Annotated in this window: 28 protein-coding genes; 10 read left to right on the top strand and 18 right to left on the bottom strand. The window is 64.6% G+C overall.

The features are described from left to right. Positions 1-129: 129 nt before the first annotated feature. The 3 genes from B6V74_RS06450 to B6V74_RS06440 are packed head-to-tail and all read left to right on the top strand — an operon-like array spanning position 130 to position 1,692. Entirely contained in the window at positions 130-537 is a 408-nt protein-coding gene (locus tag B6V74_RS06450) for an META domain-containing protein (RefSeq protein WP_075774002.1), read from the top strand. A 40-nt stretch (positions 538-577) separates the two neighbouring features. Then, a complete protein-coding gene (locus tag B6V74_RS06445) occupies positions 578-1,306 on the top strand; it encodes a rhomboid family intramembrane serine protease (RefSeq protein WP_088722320.1) in 729 nt (242 codons plus the stop codon). Continuing rightward, positions 1,306-1,692 (top strand): GFA family protein, encoded by a 387-nt coding sequence (locus tag B6V74_RS06440; RefSeq protein WP_088722319.1) that lies wholly within the window; start codon positions 1,306-1,308, stop codon positions 1,690-1,692. Before B6V74_RS06445 ends, B6V74_RS06440 begins: the two co-directional genes overlap by 1 nt. Here B6V74_RS06440 and B6V74_RS06435 read toward each other — a convergent pair. The 10 genes from B6V74_RS06435 to pyk all read right to left on the bottom strand — a co-directional run bounded on the left by B6V74_RS06435 (position 1,668) and on the right by pyk (position 11,378). After that, entirely contained in the window at positions 1,668-3,290 is a 1,623-nt protein-coding gene (locus B6V74_RS06435; RefSeq protein ID WP_088722318.1) for a GMC family oxidoreductase N-terminal domain-containing protein, read from the bottom strand. The genes B6V74_RS06440 and B6V74_RS06435 overlap by 25 nt on opposite strands. Before the next feature lie 350 nt (positions 3,291-3,640). Further along, positions 3,641-6,049 (bottom strand): phenylalanine--tRNA ligase subunit beta, encoded by a 2,409-nt coding sequence (pheT, locus tag B6V74_RS06430; protein WP_088722317.1) that lies wholly within the window; start codon positions 6,047-6,049, stop codon positions 3,641-3,643. A 10-nt stretch (positions 6,050-6,059) separates the two neighbouring features. After that, the gene (locus B6V74_RS06425) at positions 6,060-6,353 is read right to left on the bottom strand and encodes a YrhK family protein (protein WP_075773997.1); all 294 of its coding nucleotides are present in this window, start codon (positions 6,351-6,353) and stop codon (positions 6,060-6,062) included. Further along, positions 6,313-6,744 carry an ASCH domain-containing protein gene (locus B6V74_RS06420; protein ID WP_088722316.1) on the bottom strand — a complete coding sequence of 144 codons (432 nt, stop codon included), beginning with the start codon at positions 6,742-6,744 and terminating at the stop codon, positions 6,313-6,315. Before B6V74_RS06420 ends, B6V74_RS06425 begins: the two co-directional genes overlap by 41 nt. Before the next feature lie 77 nt (positions 6,745-6,821). Next, positions 6,822-7,451, bottom strand: coding sequence for a hypothetical protein (locus B6V74_RS18750; protein WP_146694526.1), 630 nt, complete (start codon positions 7,449-7,451; stop codon positions 6,822-6,824). Continuing rightward, positions 7,448-8,521 (bottom strand): phenylalanine--tRNA ligase subunit alpha, encoded by a 1,074-nt coding sequence (pheS, locus tag B6V74_RS06410; protein ID WP_088722314.1) that lies wholly within the window; start codon positions 8,519-8,521, stop codon positions 7,448-7,450. Before pheS ends, B6V74_RS18750 begins: the two co-directional genes overlap by 4 nt. A gap of 404 nt (positions 8,522-8,925) precedes the next feature. Beyond that, positions 8,926-9,291, bottom strand: coding sequence for a 50S ribosomal protein L20 (rplT, locus tag B6V74_RS06405; protein WP_075773984.1), 366 nt, complete (start codon positions 9,289-9,291; stop codon positions 8,926-8,928). Between the two features lie 18 nt (positions 9,292-9,309). Continuing rightward, positions 9,310-9,510 (bottom strand): 50S ribosomal protein L35, encoded by a 201-nt coding sequence (rpmI, locus tag B6V74_RS06400; RefSeq protein ID WP_075773983.1) that lies wholly within the window; start codon positions 9,508-9,510, stop codon positions 9,310-9,312. A gap of 143 nt (positions 9,511-9,653) precedes the next feature. Further along, the gene (locus tag B6V74_RS06395; RefSeq protein ID WP_240497068.1) at positions 9,654-9,896 is read right to left on the bottom strand and encodes a hypothetical protein; all 243 of its coding nucleotides are present in this window, start codon (positions 9,894-9,896) and stop codon (positions 9,654-9,656) included. Between the two features lie 36 nt (positions 9,897-9,932). Then, on the bottom strand, positions 9,933-11,378 hold the full coding sequence (gene pyk, locus B6V74_RS06390) for a pyruvate kinase (protein WP_075773982.1): 1,446 nt from the start codon (positions 11,376-11,378) through the stop codon (positions 9,933-9,935). 136 nt (positions 11,379-11,514) lie between these two features. Between pyk and B6V74_RS06385 the strand changes: the two genes are divergently transcribed. The 3 genes from B6V74_RS06385 to B6V74_RS06375 all read left to right on the top strand — a co-directional run bounded on the left by B6V74_RS06385 (position 11,515) and on the right by B6V74_RS06375 (position 13,556). Further along, entirely contained in the window at positions 11,515-12,261 is a 747-nt protein-coding gene (locus tag B6V74_RS06385; RefSeq protein ID WP_088722313.1) for an N-formylglutamate amidohydrolase, read from the top strand. 61 nt (positions 12,262-12,322) lie between these two features. Further along, positions 12,323-12,850, top strand: a complete 528-nt coding sequence (locus B6V74_RS06380; protein ID WP_146694525.1) for a hypothetical protein — start codon at positions 12,323-12,325, stop codon at positions 12,848-12,850. Positions 12,851-13,064: 214 nt separating this feature from the next. After that, positions 13,065-13,556, top strand: coding sequence for a hypothetical protein (locus B6V74_RS06375; protein ID WP_088722311.1), 492 nt, complete (start codon positions 13,065-13,067; stop codon positions 13,554-13,556). A 90-nt stretch (positions 13,557-13,646) separates the two neighbouring features. On the opposite strand, the gene B6V74_RS06370 is transcribed toward B6V74_RS06375, so the two are convergent. The 3 genes from B6V74_RS06370 to dgcN form a co-directional block, all read right to left on the bottom strand. Beyond that, a complete protein-coding gene (locus B6V74_RS06370) occupies positions 13,647-14,507 on the bottom strand; it encodes a D-amino-acid transaminase (RefSeq protein ID WP_075773977.1) in 861 nt (286 codons plus the stop codon). 19 nt (positions 14,508-14,526) lie between these two features. Continuing rightward, the gene (gene dgcA / locus B6V74_RS06365; RefSeq protein ID WP_088722310.1) at positions 14,527-15,489 is read right to left on the bottom strand and encodes an N-acetyl-D-Glu racemase DgcA; all 963 of its coding nucleotides are present in this window, start codon (positions 15,487-15,489) and stop codon (positions 14,527-14,529) included. Positions 15,490-15,558: 69 nt separating this feature from the next. Beyond that, on the bottom strand, positions 15,559-16,560 hold the full coding sequence (dgcN, locus tag B6V74_RS06360) for an N-acetyltransferase DgcN (RefSeq protein WP_088722626.1): 1,002 nt from the start codon (positions 16,558-16,560) through the stop codon (positions 15,559-15,561). 283 nt (positions 16,561-16,843) lie between these two features. Here dgcN and B6V74_RS06355 point away from each other — a divergent pair, with 283 nt between their 5' ends. Further along, entirely contained in the window at positions 16,844-17,800 is a 957-nt protein-coding gene (locus B6V74_RS06355; RefSeq protein WP_075773975.1) for an L-malyl-CoA/beta-methylmalyl-CoA lyase, read from the top strand. Between the two features lie 191 nt (positions 17,801-17,991). Here the strand turns inward: B6V74_RS06355 and B6V74_RS06350 are convergent, their stop codons facing one another. Beyond that, the gene (locus tag B6V74_RS06350) at positions 17,992-18,459 is read right to left on the bottom strand and encodes a GyrI-like domain-containing protein (RefSeq protein WP_168184191.1); all 468 of its coding nucleotides are present in this window, start codon (positions 18,457-18,459) and stop codon (positions 17,992-17,994) included. Positions 18,460-18,642: 183 nt separating this feature from the next. On the opposite strand from B6V74_RS06350, the gene B6V74_RS06345 reads away from it, so the two are divergent. After that, positions 18,643-19,602, top strand: coding sequence for an acetyl-CoA carboxylase carboxyltransferase subunit alpha (locus tag B6V74_RS06345; RefSeq protein ID WP_088719547.1), 960 nt, complete (start codon positions 18,643-18,645; stop codon positions 19,600-19,602). 39 nt (positions 19,603-19,641) lie between these two features. Here the strand turns inward: B6V74_RS06345 and B6V74_RS06340 are convergent, their stop codons facing one another. Next, positions 19,642-20,862, bottom strand: a complete 1,221-nt coding sequence (locus B6V74_RS06340) for an MFS transporter (RefSeq protein WP_088722308.1) — start codon at positions 20,860-20,862, stop codon at positions 19,642-19,644. Between the two features lie 83 nt (positions 20,863-20,945). Here B6V74_RS06340 and B6V74_RS06335 point away from each other — a divergent pair, with 83 nt between their 5' ends. Further along, on the top strand, positions 20,946-21,278 hold the full coding sequence (locus B6V74_RS06335) for a helix-turn-helix transcriptional regulator (protein ID WP_075773971.1): 333 nt from the start codon (positions 20,946-20,948) through the stop codon (positions 21,276-21,278). Positions 21,279-21,377: 99 nt separating this feature from the next. On the opposite strand, the gene B6V74_RS06330 is transcribed toward B6V74_RS06335, so the two are convergent. The 3 genes from B6V74_RS06330 to B6V74_RS06320 are packed head-to-tail and all read right to left on the bottom strand — an operon-like array spanning position 21,378 to position 23,718. Further along, positions 21,378-22,154 carry a lysophospholipid acyltransferase family protein gene (locus B6V74_RS06330; RefSeq protein ID WP_240496944.1) on the bottom strand — a complete coding sequence of 259 codons (777 nt, stop codon included), beginning with the start codon at positions 22,152-22,154 and terminating at the stop codon, positions 21,378-21,380. Further along, positions 22,154-23,038: an FtsX-like permease family protein gene (locus B6V74_RS06325; RefSeq protein WP_088722625.1), complete on the bottom strand. Its 885-nt coding sequence runs from the start codon at positions 23,036-23,038 to the stop codon at positions 22,154-22,156. Before B6V74_RS06325 ends, B6V74_RS06330 begins: the two co-directional genes overlap by 1 nt. Before the next feature lie 8 nt (positions 23,039-23,046). Next, positions 23,047-23,718: an ATP-binding cassette domain-containing protein gene (locus B6V74_RS06320; RefSeq protein WP_075773969.1), complete on the bottom strand. Its 672-nt coding sequence runs from the start codon at positions 23,716-23,718 to the stop codon at positions 23,047-23,049. Positions 23,719-23,856: 138 nt separating this feature from the next. On the opposite strand from B6V74_RS06320, the gene B6V74_RS06315 reads away from it, so the two are divergent. Beyond that, positions 23,857-24,969, top strand: coding sequence for a zinc-ribbon domain-containing protein (locus B6V74_RS06315; protein WP_088722307.1), 1,113 nt, complete (start codon positions 23,857-23,859; stop codon positions 24,967-24,969). Positions 24,970-24,978: the final 9 nt, after the last annotated feature.

Genomic DNA, 24,978 nt, shown 5'->3' with positions numbered 1-24,978 from the left:
ACGGCCTTCGGGCCAAGGAGGATGCGCGCCGATGTCGCAACTTTCCCACGCGAGATCACGGGGCCGTGAATGGCGCACCCCATCCCCAAGGTCTAAGCAAGGCGCGTGAGAGCAAGAGGGAAGCTAAATATGCGTGCGATCGTGATCGGGCCGCTGCTGGCCTTGGGGCTGGTGACGGGATGCCAGTCGGAGCCGGGCGACCCTCTTGAGGCGATCGCACCGAACGCGATCTGGGAAGTGGTGTCGATTGACGGCAAACCGATCCCCAATGGCGTGGAGGTCACCCTCACCCACCCCGAAAAGGGTTTGGTGGCAGGCAAGGCCGGCTGCAATCACTACAACGGCCGGATCTCGGAGAAGGACGGCCGAGTGCGAGTCGGTGAACTGGCGGGCACGCGGATGATGTGCCCCGAGCCCGCAATGGGTGTCGAGAAGGCCTTCCACTCGGCCATGGCCCGCGTCGATACGGTGAAACTGTCGCAGGACCGGCTGGAGCTGATCGCGCAGGGCGAGACGGTGATCGAAGCCACGCAATAAGCGCCTTGACCGAGGGCCCTGCGCGTGGCCCTCTCGGGCGATGTTCCCGATCCGCGATCACAATCCTTCGTACAATACCCCGTGGGTCACATGGGCCCTGATCGCGATCAATATCGTGGTTTATGTCATGACCGCGCCATGGGGCGGCGATCTGCGGGAACTCTGGCTCGACAACGCGCTCTGGCCTGCCGCCGTGACCCATGGCGTCGCGTGGCACGGGCTTTTCACCCATATGTTCCTGCATGCCGGTATCCTGCATCTGGCGGGCAACATGCTGTTCCTCTGGGTCTTCGGCGACAACCTCGAAGATCGGATGGGCCGCATCGCCTTCCTGCTGTTCTACTTCGCCTGCGGGTTGGCCGCCGCCTTCGCGCAGATCGCAGCGAACCCCGATGCGACCGTGCCGATGGTGGGCGCCTCGGGCGCGATCGCAGGCGTGATGGGAGGCTATCTGCTGCTCTATCCGAAGGCGCGGATCGACGTGCTGTTCTACTTCCTCGTCTTCTTCAAGATCTGGGCCACGCCCGCTTGGCTGGTTCTGGGTCTCTGGTTCACGCTGCAACTGTTCAACGAGCTGACCTCGAGCGCCTCGGGCGGGGTGGCTCACATGGCCCATATCGGCGGCTTCGTGGCGGGCGTGCTTCTGACCCTGCCGCTATGGCTCCGGCTCGGCGGGCCGCTCTTCTGGCGGCTCACCCATGGCCACCCGCCCTTCCCAGAGGCGCGCGAGAGCCAGACCAATATTCCCACAGTCACACGGAGACGCTGATGTTGCCCGAAATCCAGTCGCCCCACCGCCTGATCTGCCATTGCGGCGCGGTGGAGATGGAAGTGACGCTTTCCGACGGGCTCAACACCAAGCGGCGCTGCGATTGCTCTTTCTGCCGTCGGCGCGGGGCGGTGGCGGTTTCGGCCCCGCTCTCGGGCATCCGCATCTTAACGGGCGAGGACAACCTGACGCTCTATCAATTCGGCACGATGACCGCGAAGCATTACTTCTGCAAAACCTGCGGCATCTACACCCATCACCAGCGCCGCTCGAACCCGAACCAATACGGCGTGAATGCCGCCTGTCTGGAAGGGGTGAACCCGCGCGATCTGGGCCCGGTGCCGTGGAACGACGGCGTCAATCACCCGACCGATCGCGCCGACTGATCCCCTCGGATGAACGCGGCCGCGCGCTCGGCGATCATGATCGTCGGCGCGTTGGTATTGCCCGAAATGAGATGCGGCATCACCGAGGCATCGACAACGCGCAGCCCGTCGATCCCACGCACCCGCAGCTCAGGATCGACCACCGACATGTCGCCCTGCCCCATCGCGCATGTGCCGACCGGGTGGTAGATCGTATCTGCCCGCGCCCGGATATCGGCCATCAGCCCTTCATCCGTTCCGTCATGCGGATAGAACCTGCGCCCCCGCCACGGACGAAGCGGCTCCGCCTCGGCGATCTGGTCCAATAGCCGTGCGCCCTTCAGCAGTAGCTCTGCGTCGCGCGGATCGGAGAGATATTCGGGGTCGATCAAGGGCGCCGCGCGCGGATCGCTCGAGGCCAGCCGCAGCGTGCCGCGCGACTGAGGCCGCAGCGGGCAGATATGAGCCGACCAGCCATCGGCCAGATGCGGCTTGCGCATGTGCTGATCGACGATACCGACGACGAAATGGATCTGCAGATCGGGACGGGTGAGCCTCGGGTCGCTTCGCAGGAAGGCCCCGCCCTCGGCCATGGGTGAGGCGAACAGCCCCTCGCCATGCTTGCGCCACGCGCCCGCCGCTCGCGCCAGCCGCAGCAGTCCGCGCGGGTTGAGGCCTACGACATCGCGCCGGGGCGACGTGTAGCTGATTACGTAATCCAGATGATCCTGAAGGTTTGTCCCCACGCCCGGCAGATCGAGACGCGGCACGATCCCGACCTCACGCAGATGATCCTCAGGCCCGATCCCGGACAGCATCAGCAGCTGTGGCGAGCCGAACGCCCCCGCCGATACGATCACCTCGCGCACCGCCTCGATCTTCATCCGCTTGCGGCCTTGCCGGACGATTGCCCCCGTCGCACGGCCCTCCGCAATCTCGATCTTCTCAGCGCGCGCACGTGTCAGCACGGTCAGGTTCGGCCGATCCATCACCGGATGCAGATAGGCCGCCGCCGCCGAACAGCGTTCGCCCTTGCGCGGACCGTCCCAGAACTGCGTGACCTGATAAAGCCCCGCCCCCTCCTGTCGCGGCCCGTTGAAATCCTCGTTCGGCGGGCATTGCACCGCGCCGCACGCCTCGATGAAAGCGCGGCTGATCGCCCGGGGCCGCCGCTGATCGCCGACCTGCAATGGCCCCGCCGTACCATGCGAGTCCGACGCCCCGCGCGCATTCCGCTCGGAGGCGAGGAACCATGGCTTCACGGTTTCCCAGTCCCAGCCCTCGGCGCCCGCCTCGGCCCAACCGTCGTAATCCTCGGGCTGGCCGCGCGCATAGAGCATCGCGTTGATCGCCGACGACCCGCCAAGCCCCCGGCCCCGCGGCTGGAACCCGCGCCGCCCGTTGAGCCCCGGTTGCGGCGTGGTGCGCAGCGCCCAGTTGTGGATCGGCGGTCGCCCCGCCACCATCGTGGCGACAAGCGCAGGCGCACGCACGAAGATGTCGCGCGCCTCGCGCCCTGCCTCGACGAGACAGACGGTCACCGCGGCGTCCTCCGACAGCCGCGCCGCCAGCACAGCGCCTGCCGAGCCGCCGCCCAGAATGAGATAATCGAACCGCAAGGGCTCCTCCTTCCCTCGTTCGCGAAAAGCCTAACGGGTTTCGGAAGATAAGGAAGCGTGACGCTAGGTCGGAGCGTTGAGGGGCGCGTTCGAGCCTCGGGTGACTTCGACTGGAATTGATTGCCCGGATCAGCCGCGTCAGCGGCCAAGGCAGCGCCCGACCGCCCCCTCGGGCGGGCGCTTTTATGACGGCAGCGCGCGGTTCGAGGTCGCCCGGATGTGACGGGGATAAAGTGCCAACCTCCGAGGGCAATGTGCCCACCCGGCGGTCGGGCCCCGCCCTCCGCTGCACGCAAAAGAAAACGCCCGGTCTCTCCGACCGGGCGCTCCAAACTTTCTCGAGGACAACCTTAGCTGCGCAGCGTGCCGCCGGTGGCCTTGCTCACCTTCTCGACGATCTTCTTGCTCACCGCGTCGATCTCGGCATCGGTCAGCGTCTTGTCGGCGGGCTGCATCCGCACCGTCAGCGCGATCGACTTCTTGCCCGCGCCCATCTGTTCCTCGGCCTTGGCGCCGGTGAACTGGTCGAAGACATTCACGCTCTCGATCAGCTTCTTGTCGGCGCCCATCGCCGCGTTCACCGCCGTCAGCGCCTCGACATCCGCATCCACGACGAAGGCGAAATCGCGCTCGACCGCCTGCAGATCGGAAATCTGCAGCGCGGGCCGCGTCGCGCCCTTTTTCTTCGGGAAGGGGATGTTCGCCAGACGGATCGTGAAGGCGACCGCCGGGCCTTTCACGCCCAGCTCGCGCAGCACCTTGGGATGCACCTCGCCAAAGGTCGCCAGCAGGTTCGGCCCGAGCGCCACATTGCCTGCGCGGCCCGGATGCCACCACGCATCGAGCTTGCGGTTGATCTGCGCGCGGGCCGGCGCGCCGACCGCGGCCAGCACGGCCTCGGCATCGGCCTTCGCATCATAGAGGTCCACCGGACGGCGCGAGCCGAAGGGATCGCGCGGCGCGGAGTGACCGACCAGAAGCCCCGTCGCCTGCAGAACCTGCTCGCCCGGCTCGCCGCCGTTGAACGCAGGGCCGACCTCGAACAAGGCCAGATCGGCGATGCCGCGCGCCTGATTGCGGGCAGCCGCCTGCAGCAGACCCGGCAGCAGGTCGGGACGCATATGCGTCATCTCCGAGCTGATCGGGTTCTCCAGCTTGGTCGCATCCGCGCCACCGCCGAACAGCTTGGCGGAGGCCTCGTCGATGAAGCTGTAGGTCACGCACTCATTGTACCCCAAAGCCGCCGTGGTGCGCCGCGCCATCCGCTCGCGCTGCTGCATCGGGGTGAGGATCGCGCCGGGCACGCCGGTCGTCTCGCGGCCCATCGGCTTGCCTTCGAGCTTGGTCAGCGAAGCGATCCGCGCCACTTCCTCGACCAGATCGGCCGAGCCCAGCACGTCCGGACGCCAAGTCGGCGGCGTCGCCATGTCGCCCTGCAGCGTGAAGCCCAGAGCTTCCAGCGTTTCGCGCTGCGTGGCCTCGGGAATGTCCATGCCGACGAGCGAAATCACCCGCGCCGGGTCCAGCTTGTAAGCGCGGCTGACATCCGGCACCGCGCCGTCCATCACCAGCTCCGACACTTCGCCACCGCACAGATCGACCACCATCTTCGCCGCCAGATCGAGCCCCGGCAGCGTGAAGGCCGGATCGACGCCGCGCTCGAACCGATACCGCGCATCCGAGTTGATCTTCAGCGCACGGCCCGTGGCGGCGATGGTGATCGGGTCCCAATAGGCGCTCTCGAGGAACACATCGACCGTGTCCTCATCCGCGCCGGACTCCTCGCCCCCCATGATCCCGGCAAGGCTCTCGACGCCCTTGTCGTCGCAGATCACCATATCGCCTGCGCGCACGGTGTAGGTTTTCTCGTCGAGCGCGAGGAATTCCTCGCCGCCCTCGGCCGGCTTGATGACCAGATTGCCCGCCACCTTCTTCATGTCGAAGACGTGGAGCGGCCGATTCAGGTCATAGGTGAAGTAGTTGGTGATATCGACCAGCGTCGAGATCGGACGCAAACCGATCGCGCGCAGTCGCTTTTGCAGCCAGTCGGGCGACGGCCCGTTCTTCACACCGCGGATCACGCGACCAGCAAACAGCGGGCAGCCCTTGTCCTTCAGCGCCGGGTCGATCGTCACCGAGATCGGCGCATCGAACGCAACCTCGACCTTCGGCACGTCGAGCGGCTTGAGCTTGCCCAGCCCCCGCGCCGCCAGATCGCGCGCAATACCGCGCACGCCAAGCGCATCGGGGCGGTTGGGCGTGATCGCGATCTCGATCACCGGATCGACCGCCTCGGGACGGTTCTGAGCCAGCCAGTCGGTGAACTTCTGGCCCACCTCGCCCGACGGCAGTTCGATGATGCCGCTATGCTCGTCCGACAGTTCCAACTCGCGTTCGGAGGCCATCATGCCGTGGCTTTCCACACCGCGGATATTGCCCACCGACAGCGTCACGTCGATGCCGGGCACGTAATCGCCAGGCTTGGCCAGCACGACCGTGATCCCGGCCCGCGCATTCGGCGCACCACAGACGATCTGCTTCACCCCCTCGTTGGTCTCGACCATGCAGACCCGGAGACGATCGGCGTCGGGGTGCTGCTCGGCGGATTGCACCTTGGCCAGCGTGAAGGTCTCGAGCTTCGCCGCCGGATCGACGACCTCCTCGACTTCGAGACCCAGATCGGTGAGCGCCTCGGCGATCTGATCGACGGTGGCCTCGGTCTCGAGATGATCCTTGAGCCAGGACAGGGTGAATTTCATCGGACTTCCCTCAGGATTTTCTGCGCAGAGCGAGGTCCTTGTAATCCCCCATCTCAAGGAGTTTCAACTCCCGCCAGAGCCGGATCGAGGGTTTTGCCGCGAAAAGGATGGACCCGATCAGGAACAACCACGTCCCCGGGACCATCAGGCTGTCGTAGAAGAAGAAGATCGACCCCACGACGAAACAGAAGGCCGCGCCGAAATCCACGACCGTATAGGCGATCTCGGTGATGGCGACGAAACGGCGCTGCTCGGGGGTCTGTTCATGCTTCGGGGTGTCGAAGAGGCGTTTGTTCTGTGACATTGGAGGCTCCTTGATAGTCCTCTATCAAGCGAAACCGCTCGCAGACCAGTTCCATCTCGAGGTTAAAACCTCCGTTACGCTCGAAATAGGCCTGATGATCGCGCCGCCAGCCGATCAGCGTCTCGTTCTCCCCCTCGGCCAGCGCGAAGTCTTCATCCACATCGCAAAACCGCCGGATCGTGACCTCGATGGTCTCGATCATCACCGCCGGTTTGCCGTCCCAATCGAGCGCGATATCGCGGCGACCGACCACCGGCATATCCTCGCCCCCTTCGGTGAAGTAAGTGAGCGCACCGCAGGTGGCGGTCTTCTTGCCTTGGCGGATCAGGGCGAGGAGCTGGTCGCAGAGCGCGCGGCTGTCGCCGAAGGTGAAGGTGATGGGGGTGGGCATGGGGGCTTCCTTTTGGGGTTGGGGAAGCAGAAAGCGAAAATCACTTTAGCACTAGCGAAACTGGATCAGGCCACTTCTCAATTATCGCTTTCAAATGGCGAATGCTCAACTTTCATTTCGCGCCCATGAACCTCACTCGCAAAGGACGTTTCTAGTTTCGTTTGCATGGCGTCGTAGGCCTGTCGCGTTTGTTGCCAGTACTTAGCTGATATTTCGCGCAATTCAGCACCGCCTAAGATGCCAGTTCCAATTTCCTTTTCAGCGAATTTCATGAATCCGCTCAAGAAATCCAGCGTAAAGCGCTGCATTTCCATCGCAGCGTCGATCGTCTTCTGCTCTTCAGAAACGAGAAAAACCCTGCTCACTATTACATTTACTTCAAACAGGATATCGCCGGCCCAATTCTCAGCTGCATCCAACTGAGAAGCACCATCTGCTAGACGTGGCCCTCGAGCGAGCGACCCCCGCAGTTCCACAAGCTCTGAGACGGTTTGAAAGTAGAACTCTCTCAGCTCGCGGTGCCGTTCGTTTTTCCGATCCTGAGCCTTCTGCCAAGGATATGCCACAAAACCAATTATGAGAGCTGCGGTTGCACCGATGATACCCGTGGCTGCCGTAGGCAGGCAGATAACGCCTCCGATGCATATGAGCGTTAGGAGACCCGCAACGGGCCAATTAAGGCCTCGGTGCGCATCACGCCATTTCACCGGCTCAACCCACCAGCCACCGTCGGCAGATCCAGCGCGCTGAACCCGTAATGCTTCAGCCAGCGCAGGTCGCTCTCGAAGAACGCCCGCAGGTCGGGGATGCCGTATTTCAGCATCGCGAGGCGGTCGATCCCGATGCCGAAGGCGAAGCCCTGCCATTCGCTCGGGTCGATCCCGGCGGATTCGAGCACTTTCGGATGCACCATCCCCGAGCCGAGGATCTCCATCCAGTCGTCGCCCTCACCAATCTTGAGCGAACCGCCCTCCCACGAGCAGCGGATATCGACCTCGGCCGAGGGCTCCGTGAAGGGGAAATGCGAGGCGCGGAAACGCAGCTCGACGCCGTCCACCTCGAAGAAGGCCTTGCAGAACTCTTCCAGCACCCATTTCAGGTTTGCCATCGAGATGTCTTTGCCGATCGCCAGACCTTCGACCTGATGGAACATCGGCGTGTGGGTCTGGTCCATGTCCATACGGTAGACACGGCCCGGCGCGATCACGCGGATCGGCGCGCCCTGCTCCAGCATCGCTCGGATCTGCACCGGCGAGGTATGGGTGCGCAGCACATGCGGCGGGCGGTCGTCGCCCTCGTCGCGATGCATGAAGAACGTGTCATGCTCCTGCCGCGCAGGGTGTTCGGGCGCGATGTTGAGCGCGTCGAAATTGTGCCAGTCGTCTTCGATCTGCGGACCTTCGGCGACCGCAAAGCCCATATCGGCGAAGATCGCGGTGACCTCGTCCATCACCTGAGAGACCGGGTGAATCGTGCCCTGCCGCCGCGGACGGCCCGGCAGCGTCACATCGAGCCATTCCTCGCGCAGCCGCGCATCGAGCGCCGCATCCGCCAGCGCCGCCTTCTTCGCGCGCAGCGCCGCGTCGATCTCGTCTTTCAGCACGTTGAGCGCCTTGCCCGTGGTCTGGCGCTCCTCCGGGGTCATCTTGCCCAGCTCACGCATCTTCAGGCTGATCTCGCCCTTCTTGCCCAAGGCGGCCAGACGGATCTCTTCCAGCGCGGCCTCGTCGGTCACATCGGCCACGGCGTTCAGGTATTTATCGCGAAGCTCTTGCATATCATTCCCCGGGAATTTGCCTCGGAGACGGGTTAGCCGCGCCGGCGCGCCTTTGCAACCTCGCGCTTGCAGGCAAAGGGCGGATGGGGGCGCTGCCCCCTCTGGCTTCGCCATTCACCCCCGGGATATTTCCATCAAGAGGAAGGTTAGCGGTTCATTAACTGGAATCGCGTTCACTCGGAGATGCGGTACAGGCGGGGACGCCGATGACCGCTCAAGGGGAAGCGCCCGGCCTGCCGCCCGATGATGGGTCCGAGCCGGGCGTTTTTCTTCCTCTTGATCCAAATATCCCGGGGGGCTCCGAAGGAGCGGGGGGCAGAGCCCCTCCCCGACCGGTCATCCACTCGAAACGAAAAAGGCCGCCCCAAACGGAGCGGCCCTTCCCGAATTCTATCGTCAGCCGATTACGCGGCGGCGGCGGCTTTCGCCTGCTCGACGATCGCGCCGAAAGCTTCCGGCTCGTGCACGGCGAGATCGGCGAGAACCTTGCGGTCCACTTCGATCCCGGCCTTGCTCAGGCCGAAGATGAACTTCGAGTAGCTCAGATCGGCATCGACGGCGCGCACGGCGGCGTTGATACGCTGGATCCAAAGCGCGCGGAAATTGCGCTTACGGGCTTTACGGTCGCGGGTCGCGTATTGGTTCGCCTTGTCGACCGCCTGGGTCGCAGTGCGGAAGTTGCGCGAGCGCGAGGAATAGTAACCTTTCGCCTTCTTGAGCACTTTCTTGTGCGCGGCGTGGGTGACCTTACCGGATTTGACGCGTGCCATTGTTCAAGTCTCCCGAATTCAGCGGTTGTAGGGCATGTATTTCTTGACGATCTTCGTATCCGGCTCGCTGAGCACCATGGTGCCCGAGGTTTCGCGGATGAATTTCGTCGAGCGTTTGATCATGCCGTGACGCTTGCCGGCCGGACCGACCTTGACCTTGCCGGTCGCGGTGAACTTGAACCGCTTCTTGGCAGCGGATTTCGTCTTCATCTTGGGCATTTACAGCTCCTTTGCAGGGTGTGGAAGCGCGACTCGGCATGCCACATAGGCCGGCCGCGCGGGTTCAGAGAGGGCCTGTTAGACGCCGCAGGGCGGTTTGGCAAGGAAAAAATCCGGATCCGCCGAAGGCACCGGGGACCGTGTTAGCGATTGACCACGCGGGCCAATGTGCGCGCCACCGCTTCGGGCACCATCCTGAGCGTGTAGCCACCCGGACGGGCGTAGAAGGCGACCACGATCAGCACGGCCGCCACCACGATTCCGACGGTGGCCGCCCGCGGGGGGCGGCCATCGGAGAAGGCGGAGATCGCGGCCGGGATCGCGAAGATCGCGATCGCCAGCCCGATCGTCAGCAGGAGATCGGTATCGATCGAAGAAAGATCCATCGCCTGTGCCCTTGTCACCACCCCTTTCGGGAAAGGTTACTCAGGGTCGGTGCGGTAAATCAATCGCTCATCACAGGGCGCGACGCGCAGGATGTTCGTGGTGCCCTGCACGTTGAAGGGCACACCGGCGGTGACCACGATCTGCTGGGTCTCGTCGGCGAAGCCGAAATCGCGCGCGGCACGGGCCGCGTTGACCACGGCCTGCTTGAACCGCTCCAGCTCGCCACACGGCACGGCATGCACGCCCCAAGTCAGCGAGACCCGGCGCAGCGTCGCCTCGATCGGCGACAGCGCGATGATCGGCACACGCGGACGCTCCCGCGCGATCAGCCCGACGGTCTGGCCCGATTGCGTGTAGGCGCAGATCGCGGCGATATCCGTGGTTTCCGCGATCTCGCGGGCGGCGGCCACGATCCCGTCCGCGACGGTCTGGCGGGCCGCATGGCGCGACGCTTCGATAACCTCGCGATAGGTCGGGTCCTTCTCGACCGAGATCGCGACGTTGTTCATCGTCTCGACCGCTTCGACCGGGTAGTTGCCTGCAGCGGATTCCGCGCTGAGCATCACAGCATCCGCGCCCTCGTAGATCGCGGTCGCGACGTCAGAGACCTCCGCGCGGGTCGGCATCGGGCTCTCGATCATCGATTCCAGCATCTGCGTCGCCACGATCACCGGCTTCGCCCAGGTGCGACACTTGCGGATCAGCTGCTTCTGGATCGGCGGAACGGCCTGCACCGGAAGCTCCACGCCCAGATCGCCGCGCGCCACCATGATCCCGTCGGAGACCTTGAGGATATCGTCGAAGCAGCGGACCGCCGAAGGCTTCTCGATCTTCGACAGGATCGCCGCACGGCCCTTGGCCAGTTCGCGCGCTTCTTGCACGTCCTCGGGACGCTGCACGAAGCTGAGCGCGAGCCAGTCGACACCCATCTCGCAAGCGAATTCCAGATCCTTGCGATCCTTCTCCGAGAGCGCGGCCAGCGGCAGCACCACGTCGGGGACGTTCACGCCCTTGCGGTCCGAAATCGTACCGCCCACGGTGACGGTGCAATTGGCGAAATCATCGCCGCATTCGTCGACCACGAGGCGGATCTTGCCGTCATTCACCAGCAGTTCCGAGCCCGGCTCGAGCGCCTGGAAAATCTCGGGGTGCGGGAGGCAAACGCGGTGCGTCGCGCCAGGCGTCTCGTCGAGATCGAAGCGGAACTTGTCGCCGTCCTCTAGCTCGGCGCCATGCGCGGCGAAAGTGCCGACGCGCAGTTTCGGGCCCTGCAGATCCGCGAGGATCGCGATCGGGCGGCCGAACTCTGCTTCGAGTTGGCGGATGATGGCGTGGCGGGCGCGATGTTCCTCGTGGCTGCCGTGGCTCATGTTCAGGCGGAACACGTCCGCGCCTGCAACGAACAGAGCTTTGATGCTGTCATAATCCGACGAAGAAGGGCCCAGCGTAGCCACGATCTTCACGTTGCGAAGGCGTCTCATGCGTCCTCGTTTTCCGTTCAAATTGATGTCATTTCGTGGGCCAAGTAAGCGTATGGCGCAATTTGCCCCGGGCCGCAACTGGCGTGGCGCAATCTTTCCCGTTATCTGAGCCATATCGAGCAAGCGTGAAGAGAAGATGAACGAAAAACAGCCCTATTCGATCACGGGAGAGGCACGCACTGGACGCTGGCTGGTCACGTGCGATCATGCGCGCAACACCGTGCCCGGCTGGGTGGGCGGTGGCGACCTGGGCATCGACGCCGAGGATATGGCGCGACACATAGCCTATGACGTCGGCGCGCTGGGGCTGTCGGAGGCACTGGCGGAGCGGCTCGACTCGCCGATGATTGCCAGCGATTTCTCGCGGCTGGTGATCGACCCGAACCGCGGCGAAGACGACCCCACGCTGGTGATGAAGCTTTATGACGGCACGATCGTCCCCGCGAACCGTCATGCCGACGCGGCGGAGGTCGAGCGGCGACTGGACCGGCTCTACCGTCCTTATCATGCGGAATATGCCCGGCTCGCGGCGCGGCGCGAGGATACGGTGATCTGTGCCGTCCACTCCTTCACCCCTCGCCTGCGCGGGCGCCCGCCCCGGCCGTGGGATGTCGGCATCCTGCACGCTCCGGCCGATCCGCGCCTCGCCTATGAGATGATCGCGGCCCTCGAGGCCGAGGGTGATCTCTGCGTGGGCGACAACCAGCCCTATCTTGGGCATCTGGAGGGTGACTCGATCGACCGTCACGCGCTGGCGCATCGCCGCCCGAACGTTTTGATCGAGCTGCGCAACGACCTGATCGCGACGCCGGAGCAGCAGGCGGCGTGGGCGGACCGCCTTGCGCCGATTCTGACCCGTGTTCTGGCGCAGAGCGGACTGTAATCGGCGACAGCGACGACTGCTGGCGCACATCGTTTCCGCCAGACGCATGCGCAGCCACATTTTGATCACATTCCATCGAAGCTTTCGTGAGTGCCAGGGCGACGACACGCTGCGCGGCAACCTCGGCGCTGACTACCTCTTCGATGCGGAAGGGGCTAACGCGCTTTATGGCGGCTATGGCGATGACGAGCTCTATGCCAGCGATCTGGACGGTGCCCCCGACCTGCTCGATGGCGGCGCCAACAACGACTACCTGAACGGCGATGACGGCGACACGATGACCGGGGGCACCGGGTCGGATTGGTTCGGGGTCGACTGGAACGAGGGCGATGCGCCGGTGACGGTGACCGATTTCGGACAGACCGACCCGATCCCGGCCGCACCCGGCGAGTATCTCGGCATCGAGGTCGACGACCTCGCGCAGATCTCCGACTTCACCGTCTCGCAAAGCGGCACCGATTCCATCGTCTCGATCAACGGCCAGACGGTCGCGACGCTCAAGGATGTCGAATATGCCGCGCTGAAGTCGGCGAGCGGCGCGATCTACGCCACCGACGGGATCAATTACGGCCAGCCGAGCTACGCCTGACCGCCACTCGAATCGTATCGGAGGCCGCCAACCGCGCGGCCTCTTTCCGTTTTGGTAAAGCGCCCGAAATCCGACCGTCCCGGGACACGGCACCAATCCGCGCCATGCCGGCCGATGGTTAACGACATCTGAACAATGGAGCGGTTTCGGCGTCACAAAGCTTTTGCGCAAGCGATCAAATATCGCGACGATCAGGGCAAGTTCAGGAGAAACCATGCTCGCCTTGTTCATCGCCACCACCATCGCGTTATGCCTTCTCGGCTGGGCCGAGGGTCTGCCGCGCCAGCGTCAGGTTCGCGTCGCCTCTGCCGCTGCAGCGATCGCCGCTGACCCGTCGCATGGCGCCCGGTCGGACCAGACGCCCGAAGCGTCGGACGCCTCGGAAGACCTCGACGCTGCCGTGATGTCGCGCATCGAAACCTTGCTGGCGCATTCGAACCAACAGGCCGGCGCCCACACAAAAGAAAACCCTGCGCCTGCCGCGGGCCCCGAACCGCTCCCGCGGATCGACGGGTTCGAGCCGGGAGACGCGATTGCCCTCGACTTCACCGGCGCTGCGCCGCGCCACGACGACATCACCTTCCGCACCTGCGCCGAAGGCACGCTGGTCGTGATCGACGGCCGGGCCGAGCTCGTCATCACCGGCGTCGCGCCAGAGCAACTCGCGCCCGACGCCTTCCAATTCCGCGCTCATGCGGCGGCCTGAGAGACACCGCCCGCATGACAGGAAAAGACCCCGGTTGGGCTGGCCGGGGTCTTTTCTTTTTAACTACAGGATGTTGCGCCTCGGAGCGGATCAGATCGCGGCCTTGCGGCTCTCGTCGAGATAGATCTCGCGCAGTCGCACCGCGACCGGACCGACCACGCCCTCGCCCACCGTCTCGCCGTCGATCTCGACCACCGGCATCACGAAGGCCGAAGCCGAGGTGAAGAAGGCTTCGTCCGCCGCCTGCGCTTCCTCGATGGTGAACGGGCGTTCCTCGATCTCCATCTGCGCTTCGGCGGCGTATTTCAGCAGCGAGGCGCGGGTGATCCCGTGCAGGATGTCGTGGCTCAGGTGCCGCGTGATGATCTTGTTGTCCTTGACGATATAGACGTTGTTCGACGAGCCTTCGGTGACGAAGCCATCTTCCACGAACCACGCATCATTCTTGCCCGCCTTCTCGGCCGCCATCTTCGCCATGGAAGGGTAAAGAAGCTGCACCGTCTTGATGTCGCGGCGATGCCAGCGCAGGTCGGGCAGCGAGATCACCTTGATGCCCTCTTTCGCCTTGGGATCGTCGGCGAGGTTCGGCTTCGACTGCGTGTACAGCACCACGGTCGGGGGCGTGCCCTCTGGCGGGTAGTGGAAATCGCGATCGCCCGCATTGCCGCGGCTGACCTGGAGGTAGATCATCCCTTCTTCGAGATCGTTACGCTTGACCAGTTCGCGATGGATCTCGATCCATTCGTCGCGGGTCAGATCGCACGTCATTTCCAGCTCCGCCAACGAGCGGGCGAGCCGGTTCATGTGACCTTCAAATTCGAGGATCTTGCCATCCAGAACGGAGGTCACTTCATAGACCGCATCGCCCATGACGAAGCCCCGGTCGAAGACCGAAACCTTGGCCTCTTCCTCGGGCATATACTCTCCGTTGAGATAGACGATCCGGCTCATGTTCTCGCTCCTTGCAAACTCAGCCCCAGAGTTCCGGCTCCGGCGGCTCGACCACGCTGCCCTTGTAACGCAGCGGCACGTCGCGGTCTTCGGCCAGAAGCAGCGGGCCGTCAAGATCGACGTAATCCGCGCCCTGCGCGACCAGCATCGCCGGAGCCATCGCGAGGCTCGACCCGACCATGCAGCCCACCATGACCTTGAACCCCTCGGCGCGGGCCAGCGCCCGCAACCGAAGCGCCTCGGTCAGCCCGCCGGTCTTGTCGAGCTTGATGTTGATGACGTCATACTTACCGCGGAGGTTGAGAAGCCCGTCGCGCGTGTGGCAGCTCTCATCCGCACAGATCGGCACCAGACGCTCGATTTCCGAGAGCGCCTCGTCCCCCGCCGCGGGCAGAGGTTGCTCCACAAGGGCGACACCCAGCTTTTTCAACTCGCCCTGAATGTCGAGGAAGGTTTCCATCTCCCAGCCCTCGTTCGCGTCGACGATGATCTTCGCTTCCGGGGCGCCCTCGCGTACCGCGCGCAGACGTCGCATATCCTCGGGAGTGCCGAGCTTGATCTTCAACAGCGGACGGTGCGCATGTTCGGCCGCCGCCGCGCGCATCTTGTCGGGCGTGTCGAGCGAGAGCGTGTAGGCCGTGACCTGCGGTTCTGGCTTTTCCAGCCCCGCAAGCTCCCAGACCGGCACGCCCTTCTTCTTGGCTTCCCAGTCCCACAGCGCGCAATCCACCGCGTTGCGCGCGGCACCGGCGGGCAGCGCATCCTGCAACTCGGCGCGGCTGATCCCCTCGGGCAGGCTCTCGATCTGCGCCGTCACACTGTCGAGACTTTCGCCGTAGCGCGCATAGGGCACGCATTCGCCGCGCCCGATCTTGCCGTCGCGCTCTATGGTCACGCTCAGTACATGCGCCTCGGTGCGCGAGCCGCGCGCGATAGTGAAGACCTGCGCCAGCTTGAACGTATCATGGCTTACCCGGATCATCCGCGCCCCCTTCGACTTGGTCAGAATATCCCCGCCGGAGGCATCCGGCGGGTGTCACAGGCGAGACAATCAGATCGCGGCGAGCGCGTCCACCAGCTTGCCCGCGCCGAAGCGGAACGGGTCGGTCGCGGGCAGGCCCATTTCCTCCTCGACCTTGGCCAGATAGGCCTTGGCCTCGTCTTCCCCCATCTTCTGGGTATTGACCGAGATGCCGACCACCTGACAGGCGGGATTGGCGACCTTAGCCAGCGCGAGCGCCATGTCGCTGAGCTCTTGCAGCGAGGGCAGTTTGTAGCCCGGCAGCCCGCGCATATGGGTGCGCGTCGGCTCGTGGGCGAGGATCAGCGCATCGGGCTGACCGCCATGGATCAGCGCCATCGTCACGCCCGAATAGGAGACGTGGAACAGGCTCCCCTGCCCTTCGATCAAGTCCCAATGGTCGGGATCGTTGTCAGGTGTCAGGTATTCGACCGAGCCAGCCATGAAATCCGCGATCACCGCATCGAGCGGCACCCCGTCGCCGGTGATCAGGATTCCGGTCTGCCCGGTGGCGCGGAAGCTGGCCTTCATGCCGCGTTCGCGCATTTCGCGCTCCATGCAAAGCGCGGTATACATCTTGCCCGCCGAGCAATCGGTGCCCACGGCGAGGCAGCGTTTGCCGGTGCGCTTCTCGCCATTCGCGATCGGATATTTCACCGCCGGAATGCGCACGTCATGCAACTGACGCCCGCAGGCATCGGCCACGGCGACCAGATCGGGTTCGTCGCGCAGCAGGTTGTGCAACCCCGACGCGAGGTCGAGCCCTTCCTCCAGCGCCTCGACGAGCACTTTCTTCCAGGCCTGCGAAATCACGCCGCCGCGGTTGGCAACGCCGATCACCAGCGTCTTGCAACCCTTCGCGACCGCCTCTTTGATATCCAGATCGGGGATGCCCATGTCGGCTTGGCATCCCTCCATCCGGTACTGGCCGATGGCGTATTCAGGCCGCCAGTCCTTGATCCCCTGCGCCACCTTCGCGGCCAATGGATCGTGGGCATCGCCCAGAAACAGCAGATAAGGGGTGTCGATCAGCGACATGCGGGTCTCCCTGTGTTTTGTCTTTGTTTGTCGATGATATTAGGACGCGACGCAAAAATTTCTTGGGGATTTCCGTGCAATATTCACGCAAAAACGGAAGATCCTTCGATAAAAGCGCCATCGCGACGCAATTTCGTGCATCACGCGGATTTCGAGGCGCGTCTGATGCTGCAGTGCGGCCTCGATTCTGCGCCTGCAAAATCGCCTTGCATGCATCCGCGCAACAATATACCCAATCCGCAACAAAAAACGTAACTTCATTGCGAAAGGCCGCTTCATGAGCTTCCGCGTTCAACCTACGCCCCCTGCCCGCCCGAACCGCTGCCAGCTCTTCGGCCCCGGCTCGAACACCAAGCTCTTCCCGAAAATGGCCGCTTCCGCCGCCGATGTGATCAATCTCGACCTCGAGGATTCGGTCGCCCCCGATGACAAGGCGCAGGCGCGGCGCAACATCATTCAGGCCAGCCACGAGATCGACTGGGGCAACAAGTACCTCTCAGTGCGCATCAACGGTCTCGACACCCCCTACTGGTATCGCGACGTGGTCGAATTGCTCGAAGAAGGTTCCGAGCGCATAGACCAGATCATGATCCCGAAAGTCGGCTGTGCGGCGGATGTCTATGCGGTCGATGCGCTGGTCACGGCGATCGAAACCGCGAAGGGCCGCAGCAAGAAAATCTCGCTCGAAGTCATCATCGAAAGCGCCGCCGGTCTCGCGCATGTCGAGGAAATCGCTGCATCTTCTTCGCGTCTGCAGGCGATGAGCCTCGGCGCGGCCGACTTCGCCGCCTCGATGGGAATGCAGACCACCGGCATCGGCGGGACGCAGGAAAACTACTACATGCTGCGCAACGGCGAGAAGCATTGGTCCGACCCGTGGCACTGGGCACAGGCCGCGATTGTCGCCGCCTGCCGCACGCACGGGATTCTGCCCGTCGATGGCCCGTTTGGCGATTTTTCCGACGATGACGGGTTCCGCGCGCAGGCGCTCCGCTCGGCGACTCTGGGCATGGTCGGCAAATGGGCGATCCACCCCAAACAAATTTCCCTTGCAAATGAGGTATTTACGCCGTCGGATGAGGCGGTCACCGAGGCGCGCGAAATCCTCGCAGCGATGGAAGAAGCCAAGGCACGCGGGGAAGGCGCGACGGTTTACAAAGGCCGTCTCGTTGACATAGCGTCGATCAAACAAGCTGAAGTGATTGTAAGACAAGCTGAAATGATTAAAGATTAAGCCGCGCGCGAACGAATCGCGATATAGTTATCGAATCCCGGAGCGGTTGGGAGGGGAGGCCCGGCCGCATGAGGGAAAAGGAGCGCCCTGGCCCCGTGCCGGGGCGTTTCCGTTTTCTGGAATCGGGCACTCTCGCCGCGTAACCTTTCTTAACAGCCCCGTGCGACCGCCCCGTGACAGACCGCCACCGCTCAGTCCTTGAGCGGCAAACGAATCTCCGTCAGCAGATTTCCGGGCTTCGGCTCGAAGGGATCGTTCAGATAGACCTCGTAGCGATCGAGACCGCGCGGCGCTTCGCCCGACGCGGGATACCACTCCTGCGCCAGCCAGCGATACGCCTCGGGCAACTGGTCATAGGGCCCTGCGATCGTCAGGGTCGCATATCTCCCTGCGGGATAGCGGATTTCCTCGAGAGGCGGGAAGATCACGAACCCCTCGCCCACTATGAAACAGGCATGCGAACGCAGATCCTCCGCCGGGACCGTGCGCGGATTGTCATGCCCGATCATCGCCGGATGCTCGACCTCCGTCCAAGACGGTTCGGGAATCAGCGAAACGAGCCTCTGGAACACCGGCGCCACCGCAGGATAGGGTCCGGTATGCGCCAAACCCACCAACCGCACCGGCGGCAGCGTCCGTATCTCGACCTCGTAGGCCATCGCACCCTCCATTGAAAGCTAACCGAGCCTCGCCCCGAGCAGTTTAGCGCTCCGCGCGGCCCCGCCTATCTAGCAGGCTCCCGCCACCCGCACATCTGCGATAGGCTGCCCATGCGCCACCCAGTTGCAATTCCCGAGCGTTGAAGACATTAAGGGCCCGAGTTTCCGGATGCGGAGTGATCCATGACCTATCTCGAATTCGAAAAGCCGCTGGCAGAAATCGAAGGCAAAGCCGAAGAGCTGCGCGCGCTGGCCCGGCAAAGCGAAGAGATGGATGTCGACAAGGAAGCGTCGGCCCTCGACAAGAAGGCCGAGACGATGCTGCGCGATCTCTACAAGGATCTGTCGCCCTGGCGGAAATGCCAGGTCGCGCGCCATCCCGACCGGCCGCATTGCAAGGACTATATCGACCAGCTCTTCACCGAATACACGCCGCTCGCAGGCGATCGCAACTTCGCCGACGACCATGCGGTGATGGGCGGCCTTGCGCGTCTCGGCGACAAGCCGGTGATGGTGATCGGCCACGAGAAGGGCAACGACACCGCGAGCCGCATCGAGCGCAACTTCGGCATGGCTCGCCCCGAGGGCTACCGCAAGGCGATCCGCCTGATGGACATGGCCGCCCGCTTCGGACTGCCCGTCGTCGCCCTGATCGACACGCCCGGCGCCTATCCCGGCAAGGGCGCGGAAGAGCGCGGCCAGTCCGAAGCCATCGCCCGCTCGACCGAGAAATGCCTGCAGATCGGCGTTCCGCTGATCTCGGTCATCATCGGCGAGGGCGGCTCGGGCGGCGCCGTGGCCTTCGCCACCGGCGACCGTGTCGCGATGTTGGAACATTCCGTCTATTCGGTGATCTCCCCGGAGGGCTGCGCCTCGATCCTCTGGAAGGATGCCGAGAAGATGCGCGAAGCCGCCGAGGCGCTGCGCCTGACTGCGCAAGATCTCAAGAAGCTTGGCGTGATCGACCGCATCATCTCGGAGCCGATGGGCGGCGCACAGCGCGACCCCAAGGCGACCATCGCTTCGGTCGGCTCTGAAATCTCGCTGATGCTGGCCGAGCTGGAGGGCAAGAAGCCCGCCGATCTCATCAAGGCCCGGCGCAAGAAGTTCCTCGACATGGGCGCGAAGGGGCTTTCGGCCTAAACCGAAACTCCTCCCGAAACGCGAAGACCAGCGCCGGCCTCACGCCGGCTCGGCCTGCCTGCGCATCAGCCCCGCCCCGAGCGCGAGCGCGATTATGACCGCGCCATAAATCTCGGTCGTCAGCCGCAGTCCCAGTTCCGGCACCGCCAGCCCTGCGAGCACCGCAGGCACCCCGAAGGCCGAATATGCCAGTGTGAACAGTGCCGCGAACAGGCCGCCACGCTCATCCGGCGCAGCCAGCGGCGCAAGCGAACGTAACACCCCCGCGAAGCAGGTGCCGAACCCGATCCCGGCGAGAATGACGCTCGCGATATAGAGCGGAAAACTCTCCGTCATCAGCGCCGCCAGCGAAAGCAGCGTGCCCAGCACCAACCCGTCCGTGCCCAGAAGCGCAATCCGGCGTGGCGCCAGATTGCGCGTCGCATAGCACGAGGCCGCTCCGGTCGCCGCCAAAAGCGCCACGATCGCGCCCTGCGCCAGCGCTGTGTGAACCTCGAAGACCCGGGCCACGATGGGCGCGCCCAGCGACAGGAACAGCGAGCCGGTCCCCCACCCCGCCACGACGGCAGGCGCGCCCCGCCGGAACGCTGCGCGAATATGCGGCGGGACCGAGACCTGCGGGCGCAGCGAGGCGAGCGTGCCCGCATGGCGCGGCGCGGTCTCCGGCGGCAGCCAGACCAGCAGCGCCAGCACGGCATAGACCAGAGCAAGTCCAAGGAAGGTCACCAAACGCGGCGCGGGCACATAGGCCAGCAATGCCCCACCCGCGAGCGCGCCGAGTGCCAGCCCCGCCAAGGGCGCAACTGCATTCCAGACCGCCGCCAGTCCGGGCCGCGCCGGCGGCTCGTGATCGGTCGAACTCGCGCTCAGCGTCGAGATCAGCAGACCGCTCGCCAATCCTTGCAACACCCGCGCCATTAGCAGCGTCGTGGCCGTATCGGCCCGGAGGAATTCGAGCATCCCGACCGCCAACAGAACGAACCCCACTGAAAGGACGGGCCGCCGCCCGAGGTGGTCGGAGAGCCGCCCGAAGACCAGCAAGGTCACCAGAAGAGCCCCGGCATAGATCGCGAAGATTCCCGTCATCATCGCCGAGGAAAAGCCGATCTGCGTCTGCAGCACCGGGTAGAAGGGCGACGGCGCACTGGCCCCGGCCAGCATCAGCACGAGCCCTGCAAGGGCCAGAACGAAGCCCGCGCGGCTCCGCGTTGGCGGATTTGGAGAGGTGGGGCGCGGGCCGGGACGGGTCTCATCGGTCATCGCTGTCTCCTGATGCGATAGGTTCGAAAATTGTTGAACCTCCACATACTCGACACAGCCGATGGTTCAAGTATTGTCGAACCATGAGCACGCCCCCCGAACTTCCTCACCCGCCCGCAGACTCGCTGTCGCTGTCGCAAGTGCTCTTCGCGCTCAGTGATCCGGCGCGGCGCGAAATCGCTCGCAACCTGCGCGAGGGCCCGCTTGAAGCCGCCGCCTGCAGCTCTGCGGGGGCGGGCGTTCCGAAATCTACGAAATCCCATATTCTCAAGGTCTTGCGGGAATCCGGCGTAATACGGAACGAGCCGAATCCGAACGGCCGCGGCCGCCTTCTCACCCTGCGCCGGGACGACCTCGAAGCGCGCTTCCCCGGCCTGATCGACCCGATCCTCGACGCCGATCTACGCGAGGGATGATCACGCCAACGTGTTCCGCGCCCGCGCTTCGCGGCGCCGCCGCACCTCTTCCTCTTGGCTAAAATATCCCTGCCGGAGGTTCCCTCCCCCGGCATCCACTCAGGGCTTCGGCAGCTCGAACCCGGCCTCCGCCATGAGCGCATCGGAGCGCGGCTCCACCACCGCTTCGACCGCCGCCAACGTCTGTGGCGCCGAGCCAGCCGCGTCGATCACCGGCAGGAACTCGGTCACCGCCACGCCCGAGCGGATCGGCCAGCCTCGCTTGTTCCAGAACAGCCCGGCATTGGTCGCGGCGGGCACGACCGGCAGCTTCGTGGCCTCCGCCACCACCCCCACGCCCTGCTTGTAACGGCGTTTTTCGCCCGGCGGCACGCGCGTGCCCTCGGGATAGATGATCAGTTGGCCCAGCCCATGCGTCGCACGCGCCTCTTCGACCGCCCCAAGCATCACCTTCATCGCCTCCGACCCCTTGGAGCGATCGATCGGAATGCAGCCCGCCTTGTGCGCGAACCAGCCCATCACCGGCACGTTCAACAGCGCCTTCTTCATCACGAAAGCCCGGCGCGGCAGGTGATTGGCGAGGATAAGAATGTCGAAAAAGCTCTGATGCTTGGCCGCGATGATGCAGTCGCCCTGCGGCGGCGTGCCGCGCAGCTCGTAGCGCAACCCCAGGTAGACGCGCGCCATCGTCAACAGATGCTGCGTCCAGATCCCGGCCACGCGATGCACCCCGTCCCGCCCCTTTGGCAGCACCTGAAACACAAGGCCCCACGCCCCGATCAGCACCGTCGCGAGCGCAATGTGGACGTAGTAAATTCCGGTCATCACATGGGTCAGCGGCGTGACCTTTCCGGGTCGGTGCGAAGGATCGGACATCAGCGAAGTCTCCTGAGCATACGCAGCGCGGCGAAACGCGTGGCGGCAAAGGCCACGATCGCGGCGATCGGCGGAATGATCAATGGCCAGAGCCATGCGGCCCCGGAAAAGCCCAGGCCGGTGAGGAAACCGCCCGCGGCCTCGGTCGAGGGGAGCAGCGCCACCGCGAGCATCCCCAGCACCGTGCCCGCCACGGCACCGATCAGCCCGCGCGTGGTGAACCGGCGCACGAAGGCCCGCGCGATGAAGGCGTCGCGCGCGCCCACAAGCCGGAGCGTCGCGATCACCTGACCATTCGCGGCCAGCGCGGCCTGCGCGGCCAGCGTGATCATCCCCGCCATCGCGCCGAAGATCAGCAGCAGCGAGAGCAGCCCCAGCGTCCGAATCCGCTGCGCGGCGGCCACCAGCGGGCGCCGCCAGCGGGTATGGTCGTCGAAGATCGCGCCGGGCGCTTCAGCCTGCAGCCGCAGCCGCAGCCCCTCGGCATCGACGCCCGCGCCGGTCTCGGTCACTGCGATCAGCTTCGGCAACGGCAACGCATCCACCGGCAGATCGGGACCGAACCACGGCTTCAGCAGCCCCTTCATCTCGTCATCGCCCAACACCCGCGACGAGGCGACACCCGGCGTCGTCTTCAGCACCTCCTGCACGGCGGCGACCTGCGCATCCATCTGCTCGGGCGGGGCGGAGATGCGGATCGTGGCGGACCGCGCGAGGCTATCCGCCCAGCGATCGGCAAGCCGCCCGGTCGCCAGCGACAGAGCGAGCGCAAAAACCGCCAGAAACGCCATCGCGGCGGCCGTGAACAGGGTCAGCCGCGCGGTAAACCCGGTCGGCGGCACGACACGATCCGGCCCCGTGGTCTCGGATGCGAATGTCAGCATGGTCAGCTTCACAGATCGGCCCCCGCCGTATGCAGATGGCGCTTCGCGATCCGCAGCACCCGCGCCGAGACCTGCGGCTTCGCCTGCCGGATCAGGTTCAGATCGTGGGTCGCGATCACCACCGTCTTGCCCATCTTGTTCAGCTCGACCAGCAAAGACAGCAGCCGCAGCGACATCTCCCAATCGAGGTTCCCCGTCGGCTCGTCCGCAAGGATCACGTCGGGCGACATGATGACGGCCCGCGCCAATGCAACCCGTTGGCGCTCCCCGCCCGACAGCTGCGGCGGCAGCGCATTCGCCTGCCGCTTCAGCCCGACCCACGCCAGCAATTCGCGCAGCTGGGTCATGTCGGGGGTGCGGCGATTGACCGTCATCGGCAGCGCCACGTTTTCTTCCACCGAGAGGTGATCGAGGAACTGGCAGTCCTGGTGCACGACACCGATACGCTGGCGCAGCCCCGCGATTTCGTCGCGGCTCATCGTGCGCACATCCTTGCCGAACAGAGACAAATGACCCGCCGTCGGCAGCAGCTCCGCGTAGCACAATTTGAGAAATGTGGTCTTCCCCGCGCCCGACGGCCCGGTGAGAAAATGAAATGACCCTGGGGCAAGCGTCAGGGACATATCGCTCAATAGCTCCGCCCCGCTATAGCTCATCGCCACATTTTGCAGCTCGATCACTGCCAGCCCCTCTATTTGGTGCGCGTTTCGCGAATTAAGCGGCCCAAATCATTTGGACATTCCGCCCGCGCTTGCTACAACATAAGACAGTGGTTGGCCAGAACGGCAAAACGCCAACACGGGCAGGGATGGGACAATATGCGGTTGGTTTGCCCCAATTGCGGTGCGCAATACGAAGTGGATGACGCCGTCATCCCAGACGGCGGACGGGATGTGCAATGCTCCAATTGCGGGCATGGCTGGTTCCAGCCGAGCAAGGATATGCTCTCTGCCGACAGCGACCCGACAGGCCCTGCGGCCCCGCCGGCAGGCTGGGATCCGGATCCCGACACCGAAACGGCCTCAGAACCCGAAACCTCCCGAGCCGAGACAGAGGCGCCCGTTGCCTCAAAGGCGACCGAGGAGCCGTCCGAGCCCGCGCCGATGCCGGAGCCCGAACAGCAACCCAGCCACGACACGGCGACCCATCTGCCCGAGCCCGAGCCGGTGGTGACGCAGCAAAGCGACGATGATACCGATGCAGCCGTCGCGGCGATGGTCGCGGCGCCGGAGGCCGAGGAAGATGACGAGGACGAGCCGGGCCTAGGCCCCGCCCCGCGCGTCGGGGCCAAACCGCGCAAACCACTCGATGACGGGCTCCTGTCGATCCTGCGCGAAGAGGCCGAGCGCGAAGCCGCGCAGCGCCGCGCCGAAGGCTCGAGCGAATTGCAGACGCAAGAGGAGCTGAACCTCGAAGAACGCGAAACCAGCGAAGATGCTGAACGCGCCGCAGAGGCCGCCGCCGCCGATCTGGCGCGCCGTCGCAAACGCGCACAGGATTTTTCCGACCTCCGCGATCCCGACGCCGAGCGCGAAGAAGATCGCGTGGCCGACCTGCTCGGCGAGGACGATGAGGACCTGCAGACGATCCGCGGGCGCGAACGCCTGCCCGATATCGACGAGATCAATTCGACCCTCACCGCGACCTCCGATCGCGAAGGCGACAGCGTCGCCGAATTCTCGCCGGAGATGGCGCGCCGCCGTCGCTCTGGCTTCAGCCGGGGCTTCATCTTCGTGATGGCCGTGACTGCGGTCTTGGCGCTGCTCTATGCTTTCGCGCCGGACATCGCAGCGAAGTTCCCGGCGCTGAAATCGCCGCTGACGCAATATGTCGTCGCGGTGGACGAGGGGCGCATCTGGCTCGACGACCAGCTCCAGATCCTCACCCATCGCCTCTCGCCCGAGACGGCCTCGGACGGCTTCACCGAATAAGTTTTCCTA

The sequence above is a fragment of the Thioclava sp. F42-5 genome (assembly GCF_002213195.1).
In the GTDB taxonomy this organism is placed as follows: domain Bacteria; phylum Pseudomonadota; class Alphaproteobacteria; order Rhodobacterales; family Rhodobacteraceae; genus Thioclava; species Thioclava nitratireducens.
This window is presented reverse-complemented; position numbering and strand designations above follow the sequence as displayed.

What these genes read in the sequence shown, in the direction of transcription:
- B6V74_RS06450 (WP_075774002.1), top strand. Translation starts at nt 130, where the DNA reads ATGCGTGCGATCGTGATCGGGCCGCTGCTGGCCTTGGGGCTGGTGACG.
- B6V74_RS06445 (WP_088722320.1), top strand. Translation starts at nt 578, where the DNA reads ATGTTCCCGATCCGCGATCACAATCCTTCGTACAATACCCCGTGGGTC.
- B6V74_RS06440 (WP_088722319.1), top strand. Translation starts at nt 1,306, where the DNA reads ATGTTGCCCGAAATCCAGTCGCCCCACCGCCTGATCTGCCATTGCGGC.
- pheT (WP_088722317.1), bottom strand. Translation starts at nt 6,049, where the DNA reads ATGAAATTCACCCTGTCCTGGCTCAAGGATCATCTCGAGACCGAGGCC.
- B6V74_RS06425 (WP_075773997.1), bottom strand. Translation starts at nt 6,353, where the DNA reads ATGTCACAGAACAAACGCCTCTTCGACACCCCGAAGCATGAACAGACC.
- B6V74_RS06420 (WP_088722316.1), bottom strand. Translation starts at nt 6,744, where the DNA reads ATGCCCACCCCCATCACCTTCACCTTCGGCGACAGCCGCGCGCTCTGC.
- pheS (WP_088722314.1), bottom strand. Translation starts at nt 8,521, where the DNA reads ATGCAAGAGCTTCGCGATAAATACCTGAACGCCGTGGCCGATGTGACC.
- rplT (WP_075773984.1), bottom strand. Translation starts at nt 9,291, where the DNA reads ATGGCACGCGTCAAATCCGGTAAGGTCACCCACGCCGCGCACAAGAAA.
- rpmI (WP_075773983.1), bottom strand. Translation starts at nt 9,510, where the DNA reads ATGCCCAAGATGAAGACGAAATCCGCTGCCAAGAAGCGGTTCAAGTTC.
- B6V74_RS06395 (WP_240497068.1), bottom strand. Translation starts at nt 9,896, where the DNA reads ATGGATCTTTCTTCGATCGATACCGATCTCCTGCTGACGATCGGGCTG.
- pyk (WP_075773982.1), bottom strand. Translation starts at nt 11,378, where the DNA reads ATGAGACGCCTTCGCAACGTGAAGATCGTGGCTACGCTGGGCCCTTCT.
- B6V74_RS06385 (WP_088722313.1), top strand. Translation starts at nt 11,515, where the DNA reads ATGAACGAAAAACAGCCCTATTCGATCACGGGAGAGGCACGCACTGGA.
- B6V74_RS06375 (WP_088722311.1), top strand. Translation starts at nt 13,065, where the DNA reads ATGCTCGCCTTGTTCATCGCCACCACCATCGCGTTATGCCTTCTCGGC.
- B6V74_RS06370 (WP_075773977.1), bottom strand. Translation starts at nt 14,507, where the DNA reads ATGAGCCGGATCGTCTATCTCAACGGAGAGTATATGCCCGAGGAAGAG.
- dgcA (WP_088722310.1), bottom strand. Translation starts at nt 15,489, where the DNA reads ATGATCCGGGTAAGCCATGATACGTTCAAGCTGGCGCAGGTCTTCACT.
- B6V74_RS06355 (WP_075773975.1), top strand. Translation starts at nt 16,844, where the DNA reads ATGAGCTTCCGCGTTCAACCTACGCCCCCTGCCCGCCCGAACCGCTGC.
- B6V74_RS06350 (WP_168184191.1), bottom strand. Translation starts at nt 18,459, where the DNA reads ATGGCCTACGAGGTCGAGATACGGACGCTGCCGCCGGTGCGGTTGGTG.
- B6V74_RS06345 (WP_088719547.1), top strand. Translation starts at nt 18,643, where the DNA reads ATGACCTATCTCGAATTCGAAAAGCCGCTGGCAGAAATCGAAGGCAAA.
- B6V74_RS06340 (WP_088722308.1), bottom strand. Translation starts at nt 20,862, where the DNA reads ATGACCGATGAGACCCGTCCCGGCCCGCGCCCCACCTCTCCAAATCCG.
- B6V74_RS06335 (WP_075773971.1), top strand. Translation starts at nt 20,946, where the DNA reads ATGAGCACGCCCCCCGAACTTCCTCACCCGCCCGCAGACTCGCTGTCG.
- B6V74_RS06330 (WP_240496944.1), bottom strand. Translation starts at nt 22,154, where the DNA reads ATGTCCGATCCTTCGCACCGACCCGGAAAGGTCACGCCGCTGACCCAT.
- B6V74_RS06325 (WP_088722625.1), bottom strand. Translation starts at nt 23,038, where the DNA reads ATGCTGACATTCGCATCCGAGACCACGGGGCCGGATCGTGTCGTGCCG.
- B6V74_RS06315 (WP_088722307.1), top strand. Translation starts at nt 23,857, where the DNA reads ATGCGGTTGGTTTGCCCCAATTGCGGTGCGCAATACGAAGTGGATGAC.